Source organism: Pseudomonas sp. GW460-12-10-14-TSB1 (genome assembly GCF_017349775.1).
GTDB classification, from domain to species: Bacteria; Pseudomonadota; Gammaproteobacteria; order Pseudomonadales; family Pseudomonadaceae; genus Aquipseudomonas; species Aquipseudomonas piscium.
In genome coordinates, this window is record NZ_JACNAC010000005.1 from 149,355 (window position 1) to 166,246 (window position 16,892).

Sequence of the window (16,892 nt, forward strand, 5' to 3'; positions counted from 1 at the left end):
CCTCCTATTATTTGTCGACCGACAAACAATAGGGTGAGCCTCGGCACACCGTCAATACGGCGACTTGATTTTTTTGTCGATCGACCAATAATTGGCAGCACTCCCTTTGCATCGAGAACTGGACATGGCTGGCAGACCCCGCGAATTCGACCGAAAGCAGGCCCTGTACAAGGCGCGTGATGTGTTCTGGCAGCGCGGCTTCGAGGCCACGTCCATGTCCGACCTGGTGGACGCGCTGGGCATTGCCTCGGCGCGCATCTATGCGGCCTTCGGTTCCAAGGAAGCGCTGTTTCGCGAGGCCATCGAAGCCTACGAGTCGGGCGACGGCGCCTTTGCCGATGCCGCCCTGGGCGACGACATCAGTGCCCGCGATGCCATCGAGCGCATGCTCAGGGAAGCCGTCGAACTCTACACCCAGCCCGACCGGCCCCTGGGCTGCATGGTGGTGTCCTCCGCCACCAATTGCTCGGCGGACAACGACGGCATCAGAGAATGGCTGGCCGAACACCGCCGCGACAGGACCCGCTCCATCATCGAGCGCCTGGAGCAGGCCGTGCGCTCTGGCGAGCTGCCCAAGCGCACCGACGTGATGTCCCTCGGGGACTGCTATGCCACGGTGCTGCATGGGCTGTCGGTGCAGGCCCGGGACGGCATCGGCAAGTCGCGACTGCTGGCGATGATTCCCATGGCCATGGCGGCCTTCGATGCGCAAAGCGAAGCGGCCACATAGCCCTCACCGAACCGCCAACCGCGGACATAAAAACGGCCCGGCGGGATCACCGCCAGGCCGCATTCGAGTCATTGCGCGAGTTACAGAAAGACCGCCGAGAGCATGCCCAGCGCGCCCAGGCAACAGCCGATCAGGGTGCCGCGTCCCGGCAACTCACGGAACACCGACCAGATCACCAGCGGTTCGAGCAGCAACAGCGAGGTCACCGACACCACCGTGATCATCCAGATATCGCCGACCGCCAGGTAGCCCAGCCAATAGGCGCCAATCAGACAGATACCGGCGAAACACATGATCAGCACGGGCAACGCCAGGTCCGGCCATGACGTATTGCCCGTATGCGCCAGGCGGGCGGCGACCACTTCGCTGTAGATCGCGCAAAACTCGCCCAGCACCATCAGCCCTACAGCAGAAACTCCGAGTAATTCTTTGGACATATGACAAACCCCTTGGTATTGAGAGCCAGATTTTTCAGCTCCCAGGCAGCAATGGCTCCGCTGACGGAGCCGCCATGACGATGCCGAGGGGTTTGCTCTAATTCAGTGACCATAAGGAACCTGAACATGTCCATCTCCTGCGTAGTGGGTGGTACGGGCGCCCGCTGGCGCCATGGGCGGTTGCGGGCCGCTATCTGTATAGGGTATTTCCGAGGCGGTCGACATGCGTTTTTTGTAGTGCATTTGTGTGTTGTCGCGATGATGCCCCGGCAAGCCTTTGTCCTCCTTATTCGAGATGCATCCATGGCCCTCCTTGAACTCCACAGCGCCCGCCTCGACCTGGTGGTGCTGGCCCCGGCCCAGGCCGAACTCGAAAGCGCCTACCACCTGGACAACCAGCAGCACCTGGCGCCCTGGTCGCCGTTGCGCCCTGCCCACTACTACAACCCCGAACAGGTGCGCCTGCGCCTGGAACAGCAGGCGGTCGCCTACGGTTTCGGCAATGCCGTGCATTTCGCCCTGCTGGAAAAGACCAGCGGCCAGATGGTCGGCACGTGCAATTTCACCGGGATCATGCGCGGAGCGTTCCAGGCCTGTTACCTGGGTTATTCCCTTGCCGCGGCCCATCAGGGCCGGGGATTGATGCACGAGGCGCTGCAGACCGCCATCGGCCATATGTTCGACGAGCTGAAGCTGCACCGGATCATGGCCAACTACATCCCCGACAACCAGCGCAGTGCCGCGTTGCTGGAACGCCTGGGGTTCGAGCGTGAAGGTTATGCCAGGGCCTACCTGCAGATCGCCGGACGCTGGCAGGATCATGTGCTCACCGCCCGGGTCAATGACGCCCTGGTTTGACGGGCGTTACTCGGCCCGGAAGTTCCAGACGATCTCCACCAGCCGCACCGCCAGGATCAGGTACAGCAGGAACAGCGCGACCTGCAGCACCCGGTGATAAGGCAGCTTGGCCAGCCGGCGCAGGCCGTCGCTGACATTGAGCAGCATCAGCAGCGCCGACACCGCGATCAGCCCCCAGCCGGTCAGGCGGGAGCCGAACAGGCCCATGAACACATGTTGCTCGCTGTGCAGCGCATTGGTCCCGGCGGCGAACAGCAAGGCACAGACCAGCAGGTTCTTGAAGTTGTCGAAGACCCGCGTATTCAGGTCGCCGTCCAGCAGATCCAGATACTTTCGCCACAGTTTGCGCATGTTCAAGGCACCTGTTCAGCCGCGGGGAAGAAAGGCGCCCGGAGCGTTTTCAGGGGCCTGAAGGCCCGCCGGGCGCACCTTCCAGCGTAGTGACGATTGCCACAACCTGCCTGTGGCCGTCCAACGTCCCGTGGTGTGCCACATTCAGCAGGGAAAACAGGCAGGACTTGTCCTGCAATCCGATCCCTCGCTCGTTCACGATTTGTTAAGAATCGCCTCCGTATACTCGGAGCGCCTGATCCTCCCCGGCGCAACCTCTTCGGCAGTTCCCCCATGTCGCGACCCGCACCGTTGTTGCTTCTGCTTGCCGCTCTGCTGTTCTTCTTCGCCCTGGGCAACCACCAGTTGCAAGGCTCCACCGAAGCCCGGGTGGCCGGGATCGCCATGCAGATGCACCTGGACGATGACTGGGTGACGCCCCGCCTGTTCGGCCAGCCCTTCCTGGAAAAACCGCCGCTGAGCCTGTGGCTCGACGCCAGCGCCATCCGCGTATTCGGTGGCACGCCGTGGGCGGTGCGCCTGGCCTCGGCCTTCGCCGGGCTGTTCAGCGTCATGCTGCTGTACGCCATGCTGCGCCGCTTCGGCCGCCCTAAGGTGGTGGCCTGGGTGGCCGGCGCCATGCTGGCGACCATGGCCAGTTACTGGGGCAATGTGCGCGGGGTCGGTGAAGATGCCCTGCTCAGCCTCGGCGTGACCCTGGCGCTGCTGGCGTTTTTCCAGACGCAACGACGCCAGGCCGAACGCCAGCCGGCCACCCTGAGCTGGCTGCTGTTCGCCCTCGGCATCGCCATCGCCACCCTGAGCAAGGGCGTGCTGGGCCTGGCGATGCCGGGCGTGGTGATCTTCGCTTACCTGCTGGCCGACAGCCTGATCGAAAAGCGCTTCGCCCTCGGCCACTGGCTCAAGCCCGGCCTGCTCACCCTCCTCGGCCTGGTCCCCCTGCTGATCTGGCTCTACCTGCTGTACCAGCGCGGAGGCCTGCACGCCCTGGGCGAAGTGCTGTGGACCAACAGCGTCGGGCGCTTCGATGGCTCCTTTGTCGAGGCCGGGCATTACGAGCCGTTCTATTACTACCTGGCCAAGCTGCCGCAAGCCTTCCTGCCGTGGAACATCCTGGTCTACCTGGGCCTGTGGCACTTTCGCAAAAGCCTGGTGAAAAACCGCTACCTGCTGTTTTTCAGCCTGTGGCTGGTGGCCCAGTTCACCCTGCTGTGCCTGGCGTCGAGCAAGCGCACCGTGTACCTGATGTCGCTGACCCCGGCCGCGGCGGTGCTGGCCGCCGAATACGCGACAGTACTGTACGAACGCCTGCGCCTGCGCGCCGCCGGTGAGGGATTCTGGAGTGCCGTGGGGCGCCAGCGCCGCGGTCTGGCCATTGGCGTGCTGACGCTGGTGGTGTGCAGTTACCTGGTGGCCGCGCAGTGGGCCGCGCCACGCGCCGATCGCAAGCTGTCCTTCGTGCCGCTGATCACTGAGATCCAGACGCTGCAGGCCGCCGGGCAACAGGTGGCGCTGTATCAGGCCAACGAGCGCACGGGCGGCGCCAGCGTGTTCTACACCCAGAGCCTGCTCAAGGATGTGCAGACCGAGGCCCAGTTGCAGGAATACCTCAGCGCTTCGCCAACTCACGTGGCGGTCATGGCCCTGCAGGAAGACCCCAAGCCACCGCTCAAGGTACTGAAGAAGATCACGGTCAGTCGCCAGGCCTACTACTTTGTCAGCCAATGACCGGCACAGTGAGCGCCCATAAAAAAGGCACCCTCATGGGTGCCTTTTTCAATCTCGTCGCCAGGCTTTCGCGCCGGCGCCGCCATGGCTCACTGAACGGTTTTCAGCTTGACCACATCGCCGGAGACCTTGGTGGTGTAACCGCTCAGTACCCAGGCCCAGAACCAGTTTTCCTGGATCTGGGTGTTGATCATTGCGTCACCGCCCTTGGCCTGGATGGCGGCGGTCTGGGCGCGGACGAAGCGGTTGTTCTGCCGGATTGGAATGACCCCGAACAGCATGATGCCGGTAGCCGTTGCTTCGCTGTGACCGACCACGGTGTACTGGCTACTATCAAGTTGCTGAGTTTTCATCGCGGTGCCGGTGCAGCCGGCCAGGACCAGGACAACCAGCGCAGAGGCGGCGATTTTGCTCAAGTGTTTCATGCATGACTCCATAAACCAGGAACCCGGGAACTCTTTTCTCCGGGGGCGCGCACCCTAACAGTTCTGATCAGCAAAAAAACCTCGGCAAGCGCCAAAAATTGCCCTTTGGCCCTCTCCCGCCAGGTGCCTGGCAACGACGATTGGGTCAGCTACTGCAGCCCCCTTATCGGTCCGCCGCTGCGATCGGCACCGCGGACGGGACGGGCCCCGGTTCGGTGTGCGCCAGCACCGGCTGTTCCAGGCGCTCCCGGCCATAAAACAGCAGCGCGACCAGCAGGCAGGTGAGCCACACCACGATGCCCGCCCAGAAGGTATGGGACATGTAGTGCCAGCCCTGCAGCACCCGGGTGGTGCCATAGACGAAGCCCAGCAGCAGCGAGCCGTGCAGCAGCGCCTTGGAATGGCGCCAGCGATAACGCCGGGCCACGAAGTACAGCGCCAGCATGGTGAAACCGCCCGAGGCATGGCCGCCCGGCCAGCAGCGGCCGTCACCGGCGGTCTTCAACAGCTCGAAGTTCTGGTACCACTCCTTGTGCTCGATCTTGCCGGCGTACTGGGTGGTTTCCACCGGGCAGTACACGCTGGTGTGGCCCTTGAGGTAGTGAATCGCCCCGGTGCACAGGGCGAAGGCCACCACCACGAACAAAAAGTCCCGGCGATGGCGCGCGGTAAAACGCAGCACCGGCGCTACCCGGATCTTCTCCAGCAAAGCCTTGCCGCGGCCGAACCTTGCGCCCTTGAACAGCGGCCAGACGAATGACAGCAGCAGCCCGATAAGCGCCAACTCGCCCGTCCAGTTGGGAATGATCCGCGCCCATTTGTGGGTGATCTTCTCAAACAGGTGGGAATGGTCCAGCGGGAAAGTCTGGCTCACCGGATCGAAGAACAGGTCACTGAAGGCGATGTCGATCTTGGTCATGTCGAACATCAGGAACACCAGCGCCGCGCACAGCAGCGGGAGGCCAAGGTTCCATCCATAAAAACGCCACGCATCAGCGCGGGAACGGGAAAGCGCCTGCATAGTCAGGGTCTCGGGCAAGGGACGGTCAGGGACGATTGAAGGCAACGGAGCGCCAGTCGCTGGCTTCGATGAAGCCGAGCATGTGCGGACGCCCGCCTGGGGTATCGGTGGAGACGAACAACGAGGCGCCGTAGCCCAGGGTCGAAGACGGCAGCTTCAGCGCCTTCTCCAGCGCGGCCATGCATTCGCTGTGGGTCACCAGCACCAGGTTGCGCCCGGCCACTTTGTGCGCCAGGGCATCGCGCAACATGCTGCGTTTGCAGTTGATCAGCCAGTCTTCGCCGCTGCCGGCCTTGCTGAACATATAGCCCGAGGTCTGCACCGCGCGGGTCAGCGGGCTGTGATAGATGTCGGCCTTGTCCAGCCCCAGGTGCTCGAACTGCGCGCCGACGCCCACCGCCACGTCACGGGCACGGTCGGTGATGCCATCGGGCAGGTTCAGGCAAGCGGCCCTGGAATGGTCGCAACGCTCGACGTGACGAATCAGCACAATCATCTGGCCCTTGGCCCAACCGGCGCTCAGCGCCTTGGCTCCGGCCAGGTTGCCGTGGGCCAGGTCCGGCACCGCCGCGGGCTTGAGCAGAAAGAACACCAGCGGCAGCACCAGCAAGGCCACCAGGCTTATCACCAGGGTGTTGCGATAACGGGCAAAACGGCTCGCGACAAGCGCGGGTTTTACCACCGGAAGACTGAGTCCTGACGTCACGTTCGAGCCGCCCCTATGACCACCAGACATAAAATCGAGCAGCGCCGCCCAAGCTAACCGCCGCCCATGACAATCGAGCGCGAGGCACCCGATCGATGGGCGGACTCTAGGGAGCCTGGCGTGGGCCAGGGGTGAAACGGATGTGAAAAAAATCTCAATCGGCCAGACGGTTTCCGTAGGGAAATCAGGCCCTTGGAAAGCCCCAAAATGGTGCACAAAACTAATCCGATGAAATCGTTTCAGCTATTGCCCTTGCCGCCGATACACACCTGCGAACAAATCCTTGCTGGCCACCAATAACAACAATCTTCCAGCGATACACGATCAAGAAGCACAACGTTCCTGGAGGAATTGCATGAATAGCTGGTTCGGCAACATCAGCGTCAATCTCAAGTTAGGCCTGGGCTTCGGCCTGGTCCTGGCCCTGACTACCATTCTCGCCATCACGGGCTGGACCAGCCTGGGCGGTCTGATCGACCGCAGCAACTGGATGAGCGACATCACCCAATTGAACGCCGGGCTGACCAAGCTGCGCGTGACCCGCCTGCAATACATGCTGACCAACGGTGACGAAACCGCCGCGCAGAATGTGCAGACCACCCTGGACGACTTCTCGACCCAGCAGCAGAAGCTGCAGAACAGCTTCAAGAACCCGGCCAACGTCAAGCTGCTCAAGGAACAGGGCGCCACCATCAGCGCCTACCAAGCGTCCCTGAACAAGATGCGCAACGCCTACCGCAACGCCAATGCCGCCCGCGTGGTGATGAACGGTAACTCCGAAGCGGCGCGCAACCTGATCAACTCCATCACCGCGCACGTGCAGCAGATGCCCCTGAGCGACCAGCGCTTCGAGCAGTTCCAGGCCATCACCAAGGCCCGCGAAGAATTCCTGCTGGCGCGCTTCGAAGCCCGTGAATACATCTACAACAGCACCCCGGACGCCGAACGCAACGCCGTCGCGCAAATGGACGCCGCGATTGCCGCACTGGGCCCCCTGGACAGCCATTTCAGCAGCACCCAGGGCGATGCCCTGCGTCAGCTCAAAGCCGCCCTGGGCGACTACCGCACCTCCCTGCTGACCTTCAAGACCGCCGTCGGCGAAGCCGGCCAGGCGCGCAAGGAAATGACCGAACAAGGCGCCCTGATCGTCAGCCAGAGCGAAGAGCTGTACCAGTTCCAGCTCGACCGCCGCGACGAAGAAAGCGTCCAGGCCCGCAGCCTGCAAATGATCAGCACCCTGCTGGCGCTGCTGGTGGGCATCCTGGCCGCGGTGGTCATCACCCGCCAGATCACCCGTCCGCTGCGTGAAACCATGACCGTGGTCGAGCGCATCGCTTCCGGCGACCTGACCCAGGACGTGCGCGTCACCCGCCGCGACGAGCTCGGTGTGCTGCAACAAGGCATCGGCCGCATGGGCGTGACCCTGCGCGAACTGATCGGCGGCATCCGCGACGGCGTGACCCAGATCGCCAGCGCCGCCGAAGAACTGTCGGCGGTGACCGAAGAAACCAGCGCCGGGGTCAACAGCCAGAAGATCGAGACCGACCAGGTGGCCACCGCCATGCACGAGATGACCGCCACCGTGCAGGAAGTCGCGCGCAACGCCGAAGAAGCCTCGCAAGCCGCCTCCGCCGCCGACGGCGAAGCCCGCGAAGGCGACAAGGTGGTGGCCGAAGCCATCGCCCAGATCGAACGCCTGGCCAGCGAAGTGGTGCGCTCCACCGACGCCATGACCGTGCTGCAACAGGAAAGCCAGAAGATCGGCAGCGTCATGGACGTGATCAAGGCCGTGGCCGAACAGACCAACCTGCTGGCCCTGAACGCCGCCATCGAAGCCGCCCGCGCCGGTGAAGCCGGTCGTGGTTTCGCCGTGGTCGCCGACGAAGTCCGTGCCCTGGCGCAACGCACGCAGAAATCCACCGAGGAAATCGAAGGCCTGGTGGCCGGCCTGCAGAACGGCACCCAGCAAGTGGCCCTGGTGATGAACAACAGCCGCAGCCTGACCGACAGCAGCGTCGACCTGACCCGCAAGGCCGGTGCCTCCCTGGAGAACATCACCCGCACGGTGTCGAACATCCAGTCGATGAACCAGCAGATCGCCGCCGCTGCCGAAGAACAGAGCGCCGTGGCCGAGGAAATCAGCCGCAGCATCATCAACGTGCGCGACGTCTCGGAACAGACCGCCGCCGCCAGCGATGAAACCGCCGCCTCCAGCGTCGAACTGGCCCGCCTGGGCAACCAGCTGCAAATGATGGTCAGCCACTTCCGCGTCTGACCCTCGCCTTCCCACCACGGGAAAAACGAGGCGCCCACAAGGAAGTGGGCCCCCATCGCCACCGCGCAATCACCCCTCCCGCAACACCCCCTGCCGGCCCGCGCCATCCAGCAACGCATCCACCACCGCCCGCGCCATCTCCACCGAATGGATCATCGACCAGATCAAGCCACGCTCGATGCCGCTGGCACGCTCGGTAATTTCATCGGAAACCTCTTCAGCTGCCTTTAGCAGGATCGACACATGCAACAACGTCTCTTCGTTGCAAATGAGGGTGGCAGCTGTACGCGGGTTAGCAGACCGGGCCAAGAATCCCGGCGCACCCGAAGGCGCCCCACGCACAGCCGCCATAACAGCAACCGAGAAAGATGGGTTGAGCTGACAGCGATACCGGCGTGACTTGGAAGCGAGCAGCTAAACCCGATCACTGAAAAACCAGCGACACCCGAGGCTAGACAGCCCCCACCCCGGACGCAAGCGGCCCGGAGCTTCTCGGAAATGCCTTACGAAAGAAAGAGAAGAGCCTCACCTTAAGACTGCGCCTTGCACGACAAAAAGCGTCATCCAGGCGATCTGATGCTCGCTCCTCCAGGAATGTATGACCCCATGTAGGAGCGAGCGTACTTGTAGTAGACCGCCCTCAACCCACCTCTACATCCCGCCGCCGGCCCGTTCCATCCAACAACGCATCCACCACCGCCCGCGCCATCTCCACCGAATGGATCATCGACCAGATCAGGCCACGCTCGATGCCGCTGGCACTGGTGATCTCATCCGCCGTCTCCTCGGCGCACTTGAGCAATAACGACACATGCAACAACGCCTCCTCGGCACTGACCCCGGCACGCACCGCAAACAACGGCCGACCGTTACCGTCGCGACAACCGAAAGACGTACTGCCGGTTTCAACCAACGCCTGATGCAAAGGATGACCGGACGCGTTGTCTTGCAAAGCGTCGAGCAGGGAGCGATTGGGGGACTCCAGCTCAGTGATCAGGGCGCGACTGGGTTGAGGGATAAGAGACTCGGAAATGATTTTCTTCATGATCCAAGGCCCCCTCTTCCACGGCGATAGCCAACGTCACGCAGAGAGTAGGTGGCAGCGGCATGCGAGTCTGCAAGACCAGGAAGAAGCAAACCTGGCAGATCCGTAGACCTCTCGCACGCAACTGCCATAGACACCCAGGCAGCCTTTTTTGATGCAGGGTGAATGGGCGGATCAGGAACGACTTTTTTCATGGCACAACTCCTGGAGAAGTGGGTGCCGCCACGAATCGCTACCAAACGAAAGGGTGGCGGCTGTACACAGGTTGGTAGACCGGGACTCCAGGAACCCAGCGCACACAAGGTGCCCTGCGCACAGCCGCCATAACGCAACAGCAGAATGAATATCTGCCAAAGGAATAGCGACGCTCTATGCGCCTGAAGATCGTTCGGGCTACCAAACCCAGTCGCTGATTTTGCAGCGACCGGGGCAGCCTAGCCCCGAACATTCAGCAGGCACAAGACGCCAAAACCACTGAAATGTAACCCGGCGATTCTCTCGGAAACGCCCTACAAATCAAAGAGAAAAACCGTACGCGCCACACGAAACAATCACTACAAACACCCTCCCTGTAGCCGCTGCCGCAGGCTGCGATAGGACCGAAGGTCCTCCAGCGGTCTCCAAACTTTGCGCCCCCTTCGGGGTCGATCGCAGCCTCGCAGGCTCGGCAGCGGCTACAGGGTTCAGCGCCGACCAGCAGGTCGCGCCCGGCTTTGGCTTTGGCTTTTGATCTTGCTTTTGATCTACCCGCCCCATCGGGAGGCCGAGTGGAGGTGTTCATCAGGGGGATGGCGCGCAGCGCCCCTCGACGCAGTCGAGGACATCGTATGGAGGTCGAAGCGAAGCCGACCGGAGTCGATGCCCCCTGATGGACGCCGGAGCGAGGGAACCTGAGCGCAGCGAAGGCCGTACGCAGGGGCAAGCGTTTTTGGTTCCTTTTTAGGCGTTTGTAAAAAGGGACTCGCCGTAAGGGCGAAACCATAAGTGGCCGTTACCGCAGGAACGGATATGTACACCATCCAAAAAATGCAGCGCCAGAACCACCGCTATCGCGAGCAAGCCTCGCTCCTACAGAAGCACGCTGTACCTGAGTTACTCGATACGCCAGATCCGCACGGTGACATTTTTCTCCAACTCAACCGACCACTCCTCTTCCGATAGACGAAGCCGCTGCAGCGTCTCCCCCATCTCCGTCTTAGCCACGTAGTTCCTGGCAATCACCAGAACAAGAAACTTATTCCGAACCCCCACCATCCGTTGCAAACGGCGCAGATCCGCAAACACCGACCACTCAACGGACTCATCCGGATCAACCTGCGGAAACCAGAGTCGCCCATCGCCATCCTCTCGAAGAACGGATCGGGTCTCGCCCATCCCCTTGCCCATCAGGCACTTGGCAAAAGACACATCCCCCAGGCATTTCACCTCGGCCGCCATGTCGAGATCTTCCGTGTACAGGTCGACTTTCGTGCGTCCACCGGCGTTGCCGCCGGTCCAGATATCCGGATAACCCTGCTGCCAGGCATACAGGCTGAGTTCCGCCTGAATCCAGTGCTCCCGGCAATCGCTCAGCTCCAATACCTGCGCCATGCGCTCGCTGATCGCAGCAAAAGCCCCGAGAAAAACCTCCGGCCACACCATGGGTGCATTCATCGTTGAATTCCGTTCCTTGAAGGATGAAGGGAGCCATCGCCCCCATAAGTGGGTCAATCCCTGCCGCATGCCCACCCTTCACAGATCGGCCATCGGCCGACAGTCTTGAACCCATCGCCGCCTGTGACCGCAGAACCGACCGCCATCGCGGACAATCGGACGTCCACCCGCCGTGGCCGCAAGACCAGCGTTGCACCCACGGTCCCGGCCCATTACCTTTACCCTCAAAAAGCGCGTCCACCGCCAGGAACCCCACCATGCAGCCCCTTGGTTACACCTCGGTCCCACCGCTGCTCAAATACCTGCGCCACGCCGAACACCTCGGCCTGCCAACAGCCCCCGCGCTGCAGGCCGCGGGCCTTGCCGCCGAACAACTGAACGACAACAGCCTGCGCCTGCCCGTCGAGGTCCACGAACGCCTGCTGGGGTATTTCTGCCAACACTCCGGCGACCCGCTGTTCGGCCTCAACGCCGCCCGCTACGTGCTGCCCAACTCCTGGAGCGTGCTCGGCTACATCACCATGAACTGTGCCACACTGGGCGAAGCCATGAGCCGGATCATGCCGTTCGAGAAACTGGTAGGCGACATGGGGGTGAGCCGCATCGAGATGGCCGAGGAGCAGGTCCGCCTGATCTGGAGCTGCCGCCTGCCGACCTCCGACACTCGCCGCCAGCTGGTGGAAAACGTGCTCGCCTCCTGGCTGCTTTATGCCCGCTGGATTGCCGACACCCAGCTCTCACCGAGCGCCGTGTGGTTCGAACACCCGCTGCCAGCCGGTACCACACTGGAACAATACGAAGCGTTTTTTGCTTGCCCGGTGCTGTTCGAACAAAGCTGCTCGGCCTTGCTGGCACCGCTGAGTTACCTGCAACTGCCGTTGCGCCAGGCCGACGCCCAGCTGCTGCGAACCCTGGAAGAGCACGCCATGAGCCTGATGGCGTCGCTGGAAGAGGCACCGTTGGCGCTGCAGGTGAAGAACGCCCTGCGGCAGTTGCTCAAGGAAGGTTTGCCGCGCAAGGAACAGGTGGCCGATCTGCTGGCAATGTCGCCGCGCACCATGCAGCGCCAGTTGCAGCAGGCCGGCACCTCCTACCAGCAGATCCTCGACGACCTGCGCCAGGAACTGGCCGAGCATTACCTGCTGCACAGCGACCTGCCGATCCAGGACATTTCCTATTACCTGGGCTTTACCGAACCGCGCTCGTTTCACCGCACGTTCAAGGGGCGGACCGGGATGACGCCGGGGGAGTTTCGGCAGCGCGGCAAGTGAGGGTCGTGGGTGTTCTTACGGGCCCTATCGCGGGCAAGCCTCGCTCCTACAAAGTACGCAGTGCTCTTCTGTAGGAGCGAGGCTTGCCCGCGATAGGGCCTTCGAACTACACGCAAATGGCGTTGGTGAACACCAGCCGATTGCCGAACGGATCGAGCACCGTCATGTCCTGGCTGCCCCAGGGCATGGCCTGGATCTGCGGGTGGGCGAAGCGGTAATCCTTGGCCAGCAACTGCTGTTGGAAGGCCTCCAGCTCGTCGGTCTCGATGCGCAACGCGGAGCCCGGCGTGCTGTCGCCATGGTGCTCCGACAGGTGCAGCACGCACTCCCCACGCGACACCTGCATATACAGCGGGAAGTTGTCTTCGAAGCGGTGCTGCCAATCGAGCGTGAAGCCCAGGAAGTCGATATAGAACTCCCGCGCCTTGGCCTCGTCGAAGATCCGCAGGATGGGGGTGGTTTTGCCAAAGCTCATTGCGCGACTCCCTGATGAAAGATGTCCACGGTATAGCAGGTGGATGTCAGCACTTCGGCTAGGCCAAGGCTTTCTTTAATATCATCAGGCCATCACTGTGACGGCGTTCACCTATTCGGCGCCGCGCGCCTTCAGCCGTTGAACCCTTCGCGCAAGTCCCCTTCCCGCGCCAGGAAGCGCCCTTGCCTGCGGCCGTTGGCCTGGCCTTCGGCATAGCTGCGCACGCCGTTGACCCATACGCCCTCGATCCCCTCGGCAGCCTGTTGCGGGCTTTTGAAGTCAGCGACATCGCGGACCCGCGCCGGGTCGAACAGCACCAGGTCGGCCCAGTAGCCTTCGCGGATTTCGCCACGCTGCTTGAGGCCGAAGCGCGCCGCCGACAGCCCGGTCATCTTGTGCACGGCGGTGTGCAGCGGGAACAGGCCGAGGTCGCGGCTGAAGTGCCCGAGCACCCGCGGAAAGGCGCCCCACAACCGTGGATGGGGGAACGGGTCTTCCGGCAGACCGTCGGAACCGATCATCGACAGCGGGTGGGAAAGGATGCGCCGCACATCGGCTTCGTCCATGCCGTAGTACACCGCGCCGGCCGGTTGCAGGCGTCGCGCGGCCTCAACCAGGGTCGTGCCCCACTCGATGGCGATGTCTATCAGGTCGCGGCCACCCAGTTCCGGGTGCGGGGTGGACCAGGTGATGGTGATGCGAAAGGCGTCGGTGACCTGCTTGAGGTCGAGGGTCGAGGAACTGGCCGCGTAGGGGTAGCAGTCGCAGCCCACCGGATGGTCTTTCGCCGCCTGCTCCAAGGACGCCAGCAACTGCGGACTGCGCCCCCAGTTACCCGCCCCCGCGCATTTGAGGTGGGAAATGATCACCGGCGCCTTGGCGTGGCGGCCAATCAGGAACGCCTCGTCCATGGCCTCCAGCACCGGCTCGAATTCACTGCGCAGGTGGGTGGTGTACACCGCGCCGAAGGCGCTCAGTTCCTCGGCCAGTTGCAGCACCTCGTCGGTCTCGGCCGAGAAGGCGCTGGCGTAGGCCAGGCCGGTGGATAAGCCCAGGGCACCGTCTTCCAGGCTGGCGCGCAGTTGCTCGCGCATGGCAGCGATTTCCTCGGCCGTAGCGGTGCGATACAGGTCGTCCAGATGGTTGCTGCGCAGCGCCGTGTGGCCGATCAGCGCCGCCACATTGACCGCCGGTTGCGCGGCGTCCACCGCGTCGCGGTAGTCGCGAAATCGCGGGTAGACGAAGGCCGCCTGGCTGCCCAGCAGGTTCATCGGGTCCGGTGGTTCGGCGCGCAGACTCACCGGCGAGGCGCTGATGCCGCAGTTGCCGACGATCACCGTGGTCACGCCCTGGCTGAGCTTGGGCAGCATCTGCGGCTGGCGGATCACCACGGTGTCGTCGTGGGTGTGCACATCGATAAAGCCGGGGGCCAGCACCTGCCCGGCGGCGTCGATTTCTTCGCTGGCGCGGGCGCCTTGCAGGTCGCCGATGCGGGCGATGCGGCCATCGAGCAGGGCGACATCGGCGGGGTAAGCCGGGCGGTCGCTGCCGTCGATCACCAGGGCGTTGCGGATCAGGGTGTCGTAAAGCATGTCAGTCTCCCAGCGGCAGGCAATCGTCACCACCGCGGTAATCGTCCAGGGCCAGTTTGATCCGGCGCAGGCGTTCCTGGTTGTCTTCGGGCAGGGCCAGCGCCAGCTCGGTGGCCAGTACATCGATGGCCAGCAACATGCCGTAGCGCGCGGCCGTGGGTTTGTAGATAAAGGAGGTCTCGGCGCTTTGCAGCGGCAGCAGCACGTTCGCCAGCTGCGCCAGCGGCGAGTCGGCCAGGGTGATGGCGAGCACGCTGGCGCCGTAGCTGCGGGCCAGTTCGACGGTCTCCAGCAATTCGGGGGTGATGCCGGTCAGGGAGCAGGCGATCAGCGCGTGTTGCGGGCCCAAAGCCGCGGCGGTCACCCGCATCATCACCGGGTCGTGGCAGGCGGCGATGGGATAGCCGAGGCGCACCAGGCGCACCTGCAATTCGTCGCTGCACAAGGTGGAACAGCCGCCCATGCCGAAGGCGTGGATCATCTGCGCCTTGCCCAGCAAGCGCACCGCGTCGCCAAAGCGCGACTCGTCGAACCCCGCCAGGTGCTGGTGCAGGGTCGACTCAATATCGCCGACGATCTGCCGGTAGAACCCCGACTGCTCCGGCGCGTCCGCTGGATCGAGAAAGCGGCTGCCAACCCCGCTGGCCTGGGCCAGTTGCAGGCGCAGGTCGCGCAGGTCGCGACAGCCCACGCTGCGGGCAAAACGCGACAGGGTGGCGGCGCTGACTTCCGCCTGCTGCGCCAGTTCTTCCAGGCTGGCCGAGGCGGCGAAACCGACGTCATCCAGCATCAAGCGGGCGATGCGGCCTTCGCCGGCGCTGAAGGAATCCTGGCGGGAGCGGATCTGGTAGAGGATGTCCATGGGCGGCACCTGGGCTCAAAGCAGTTGGGCAAGACCGACGGTCAGGGCGAAGGCGACCACCGAGATCAGGGTCTCCAGCACCGTCCAGGTCTTGAAGGTCTGGGTCACGGTCATATTGAAGTATTCCTTGATCAGCCAAAAGCCGCCGTCGTTGACGTGGGAAAAGATCACCGAGCCGGCGCCGGTGGCCAGCACCAACAGTTCCGGATGGGGGTAACCCAGGCCGATGGCCACCGGCGCCACCACGCCCGAGGCGGTGGTCATGGCCACGGTGGCCGAGCCGGTGGCGATGCGCATCAGCGCGGCAAACAACCAGCCCATCAGCAGCGGCGACAGCTGGAACTCATGGGCCAGGCCGACGATCTGGTCGGTGACCCCGGCGTCCACCAGGATCCGGTTGAGGCCACCACCGGCGCCCACCAGCAGGGTGATGCTGGCGGTCGGCGCCAGGCATTCGTTGGTGAACCTGAGGATCGATTCGCGGTTGAAGCCCTGGGCCAGGCCGAGGGTCCAGAAGCTCAGCAGGGTCGCCAGCAACAGGGCGATCACCGAGTTGCCGATAAACAGCAGGAACTGGTTGAGGCCGCTGCCCGGGGTGGAAATCAGGTTGGCCCAGCCGCCGATCAGCATCAGCACCACCGGCAACAGAATGGTGGCCATGGTGATCGAAAAACTGGGCAGGCGGGTGCGCGGCTCACGGTCGAGGAACTGGCGCGCCAGCGGGTTCTCCGCCGGCAGCTGGATGCGCGGCACGATGAATTTGGCATACACGGGGCCGGCGATGATCGCCGTGGGAATGCCGATCAGGATCGCGTACAGCAGGGTCTGCCCCACCGACGCCTGATAGGCCTGCACCGCCAGCATCGCCGCCGGGTGCGGCGGCACCAGGGCATGCACCACCGACAGGCCGGCGACCATCGGCAGGCCGACCATCAGGATCGACACGCCGACACGCTTCGCCACGGTGAAGGCGATCGGCACCAGCAACACGAAACCGACCTCGAAGAACAGCGGCAGGCCCACCAGGAAGGCGATGCAGACCATCGCCCAGTGCGCGTTGCGCTCGCCGAAACGGTCGATCAGGGTCCGTGCCACCTGCTCCGCGCCACCGGACTCGGCCATCATCTTGCCGAGCATGGTGCCTAGGGCCACCACCAGGGCGATGTGCCCGAGGGTTTTGCCAACACCCGCCTCGTAGGCCCCGACCACGCCGGACGGCGGCATCCCGGCCATCAGCGCCAGGCCCACCGAGACCAGGGTGATGACAATGAACGGGTTGATCCGGTAACGCGCGATCAGGACGATCAGCGCGATGATGGCGATGGCGGCATAGCCCAGCAGCCAGTAGCCCAATGCAGGTGTCATGCGGTACTCCTCGAAAAAGGGTCACGTCGAATGCTTGTGAAACTCATAAATCATTTCGTGACCGGATTTTCAAACCGCATGAAAGTAACTTTCGTATA

Annotated in this window: 16 protein-coding genes and 2 pseudogenes; 6 read left to right on the top strand and 12 right to left on the bottom strand. The window is 63.3% G+C overall.

The window, feature by feature from the left end:
• The first annotated feature begins 124 nt into the window (after positions 1 to 124).
• On the top strand, positions 125 to 730 hold the full coding sequence (locus tag J4D52_RS05455) for a TetR/AcrR family transcriptional regulator (protein WP_102676237.1): 606 nt from the start codon (positions 125 to 127) through the stop codon (positions 728 to 730).
• Between the two features lie 80 nt (positions 731 to 810).
• Here J4D52_RS05455 and J4D52_RS05460 read toward each other — a convergent pair whose 3' ends face one another.
• Positions 811 to 1,128, bottom strand: a complete 318-nt coding sequence (locus J4D52_RS05460; protein ID WP_009046893.1) for a hypothetical protein — start codon at positions 1,126 to 1,128, stop codon at positions 811 to 813.
• Between the two features lie 342 nt (positions 1,129 to 1,470).
• On the opposite strand from J4D52_RS05460, the gene J4D52_RS05465 reads away from it, so the two are divergent.
• Positions 1,471 to 2,025, top strand: coding sequence for a GNAT family N-acetyltransferase (locus J4D52_RS05465; RefSeq protein ID WP_102676236.1), 555 nt, complete (start codon positions 1,471 to 1,473; stop codon positions 2,023 to 2,025).
• 6 nt (positions 2,026 to 2,031) lie between these two features.
• Here the strand turns inward: J4D52_RS05465 and J4D52_RS05470 are convergent, their stop codons facing one another.
• Complete coding sequence (locus tag J4D52_RS05470) at positions 2,032 to 2,376, bottom strand: hypothetical protein (RefSeq protein ID WP_053277373.1); 345 nt, start codon at positions 2,374 to 2,376, stop codon at positions 2,032 to 2,034.
• Positions 2,377 to 2,649: 273 nt separating this feature from the next.
• Between J4D52_RS05470 and J4D52_RS05475 the strand changes: the two genes are divergently transcribed.
• Positions 2,650 to 4,104: a glycosyltransferase family 39 protein gene (locus J4D52_RS05475; protein ID WP_102676235.1), complete on the top strand. Its 1,455-nt coding sequence runs from the start codon at positions 2,650 to 2,652 to the stop codon at positions 4,102 to 4,104.
• An 89-nt stretch (positions 4,105 to 4,193) separates the two neighbouring features.
• Here J4D52_RS05475 and J4D52_RS05480 read toward each other — a convergent pair whose 3' ends face one another.
• From J4D52_RS05480 to J4D52_RS05490, 3 genes are all read right to left on the bottom strand, one after another.
• On the bottom strand, positions 4,194 to 4,529 hold the full coding sequence (locus J4D52_RS05480; protein ID WP_063428261.1) for a hypothetical protein: 336 nt from the start codon (positions 4,527 to 4,529) through the stop codon (positions 4,194 to 4,196).
• A 163-nt stretch (positions 4,530 to 4,692) separates the two neighbouring features.
• Positions 4,693 to 5,550: a phosphatase PAP2 family protein gene (locus J4D52_RS05485; RefSeq protein ID WP_102676234.1), complete on the bottom strand. Its 858-nt coding sequence runs from the start codon at positions 5,548 to 5,550 to the stop codon at positions 4,693 to 4,695.
• Between the two features lie 25 nt (positions 5,551 to 5,575).
• Entirely contained in the window at positions 5,576 to 6,286 is a 711-nt protein-coding gene (locus tag J4D52_RS05490) for a histidine phosphatase family protein (RefSeq protein ID WP_219736184.1), read from the bottom strand.
• Positions 6,287 to 6,746: 460 nt separating this feature from the next.
• Between J4D52_RS05490 and J4D52_RS30720 the strand changes: the two are divergent.
• Both J4D52_RS30720 and J4D52_RS30725 read left to right on the top strand, forming a co-directional pair.
• Positions 6,747 to 7,625, top strand: a pseudogene (locus J4D52_RS30720) (methyl-accepting chemotaxis protein); the annotation flags it as partial.
• Positions 7,626 to 7,826: 201 nt separating this feature from the next.
• Positions 7,827 to 8,531, top strand: coding sequence for a methyl-accepting chemotaxis protein (locus J4D52_RS30725; protein ID WP_404940393.1), 705 nt, complete (start codon positions 7,827 to 7,829; stop codon positions 8,529 to 8,531).
• Positions 8,532 to 8,600: 69 nt separating this feature from the next.
• Here J4D52_RS30725 and J4D52_RS05500 read toward each other — a convergent pair.
• From J4D52_RS05500 to J4D52_RS05510, 3 genes and pseudogenes are all read right to left on the bottom strand, one after another.
• Positions 8,601 to 8,792: pseudogene (locus tag J4D52_RS05500) on the bottom strand (hypothetical protein); the annotation flags it as partial.
• A gap of 379 nt (positions 8,793 to 9,171) precedes the next feature.
• A complete protein-coding gene (locus J4D52_RS05505; RefSeq protein ID WP_063428252.1) occupies positions 9,172 to 9,576 on the bottom strand; it encodes a DUF3077 domain-containing protein in 405 nt (134 codons plus the stop codon).
• Between the two features lie 1,092 nt (positions 9,577 to 10,668).
• Complete coding sequence (locus J4D52_RS05510) at positions 10,669 to 11,229, bottom strand: hypothetical protein (RefSeq protein ID WP_063428250.1); 561 nt, start codon at positions 11,227 to 11,229, stop codon at positions 10,669 to 10,671.
• A 257-nt stretch (positions 11,230 to 11,486) separates the two neighbouring features.
• On the opposite strand from J4D52_RS05510, the gene J4D52_RS05515 reads away from it, so the two are divergent.
• The gene (locus J4D52_RS05515; protein WP_063428249.1) at positions 11,487 to 12,500 is read left to right on the top strand and encodes an AraC family transcriptional regulator; all 1,014 of its coding nucleotides are present in this window, start codon (positions 11,487 to 11,489) and stop codon (positions 12,498 to 12,500) included.
• A 106-nt stretch (positions 12,501 to 12,606) separates the two neighbouring features.
• Here the strand turns inward: J4D52_RS05515 and J4D52_RS05520 are convergent, their stop codons facing one another.
• From J4D52_RS05520 to J4D52_RS05535, 4 genes are all read right to left on the bottom strand, one after another.
• Complete coding sequence (locus J4D52_RS05520) at positions 12,607 to 12,975, bottom strand: glyoxalase superfamily protein (protein ID WP_009046877.1); 369 nt, start codon at positions 12,973 to 12,975, stop codon at positions 12,607 to 12,609.
• 131 nt (positions 12,976 to 13,106) lie between these two features.
• Positions 13,107 to 14,567: an amidohydrolase family protein gene (locus J4D52_RS05525; protein ID WP_102676231.1), complete on the bottom strand. Its 1,461-nt coding sequence runs from the start codon at positions 14,565 to 14,567 to the stop codon at positions 13,107 to 13,109.
• Between the two features lies 1 nt (position 14,568).
• Complete coding sequence (locus J4D52_RS05530) at positions 14,569 to 15,429, bottom strand: MurR/RpiR family transcriptional regulator (RefSeq protein WP_102676230.1); 861 nt, start codon at positions 15,427 to 15,429, stop codon at positions 14,569 to 14,571.
• Positions 15,430 to 15,444: 15 nt separating this feature from the next.
• Entirely contained in the window at positions 15,445 to 16,794 is a 1,350-nt protein-coding gene (locus J4D52_RS05535; protein WP_025809973.1) for a gluconate:H+ symporter, read from the bottom strand.
• Positions 16,795 to 16,892: the final 98 nt, after the last annotated feature.

Excerpts from the sequence above, each read along its gene's own strand:
- J4D52_RS05455 (WP_102676237.1), top strand. The coding sequence starts at position 125 with ATGGCTGGCAGACCCCGCGAATTCGACCGAAAGCAGGCCCTGTACAAG.
- J4D52_RS05460 (WP_009046893.1), bottom strand. The coding sequence starts at position 1,128 with ATGGTGCTGGGCGAGTTTTGCGCGATCTACAGCGAAGTGGTCGCCGCC.
- J4D52_RS05465 (WP_102676236.1), top strand. The coding sequence starts at position 1,471 with ATGGCCCTCCTTGAACTCCACAGCGCCCGCCTCGACCTGGTGGTGCTG.
- J4D52_RS05470 (WP_053277373.1), bottom strand. The coding sequence starts at position 2,376 with ATGCGCAAACTGTGGCGAAAGTATCTGGATCTGCTGGACGGCGACCTG.
- J4D52_RS05475 (WP_102676235.1), top strand. The coding sequence starts at position 2,650 with ATGTCGCGACCCGCACCGTTGTTGCTTCTGCTTGCCGCTCTGCTGTTC.
- J4D52_RS05480 (WP_063428261.1), bottom strand. The coding sequence starts at position 4,529 with ATGAAACACTTGAGCAAAATCGCCGCCTCTGCGCTGGTTGTCCTGGTC.
- J4D52_RS05485 (WP_102676234.1), bottom strand. The coding sequence starts at position 5,550 with ATGCAGGCGCTTTCCCGTTCCCGCGCTGATGCGTGGCGTTTTTATGGA.
- J4D52_RS05490 (WP_219736184.1), bottom strand. The coding sequence starts at position 6,286 with ATGTCTGGTGGTCATAGGGGCGGCTCGAACGTGACGTCAGGACTCAGT.
- J4D52_RS30725 (WP_404940393.1), top strand. The coding sequence starts at position 7,827 with ATGACCGCCACCGTGCAGGAAGTCGCGCGCAACGCCGAAGAAGCCTCG.
- J4D52_RS05505 (WP_063428252.1), bottom strand. The coding sequence starts at position 9,576 with ATGAAGAAAATCATTTCCGAGTCTCTTATCCCTCAACCCAGTCGCGCC.
- J4D52_RS05510 (WP_063428250.1), bottom strand. The coding sequence starts at position 11,229 with ATGAATGCACCCATGGTGTGGCCGGAGGTTTTTCTCGGGGCTTTTGCT.
- J4D52_RS05515 (WP_063428249.1), top strand. The coding sequence starts at position 11,487 with ATGCAGCCCCTTGGTTACACCTCGGTCCCACCGCTGCTCAAATACCTG.
- J4D52_RS05520 (WP_009046877.1), bottom strand. The coding sequence starts at position 12,975 with ATGAGCTTTGGCAAAACCACCCCCATCCTGCGGATCTTCGACGAGGCC.
- J4D52_RS05525 (WP_102676231.1), bottom strand. The coding sequence starts at position 14,567 with ATGCTTTACGACACCCTGATCCGCAACGCCCTGGTGATCGACGGCAGC.
- J4D52_RS05530 (WP_102676230.1), bottom strand. The coding sequence starts at position 15,429 with ATGGACATCCTCTACCAGATCCGCTCCCGCCAGGATTCCTTCAGCGCC.
- J4D52_RS05535 (WP_025809973.1), bottom strand. The coding sequence starts at position 16,794 with ATGACACCTGCATTGGGCTACTGGCTGCTGGGCTATGCCGCCATCGCC.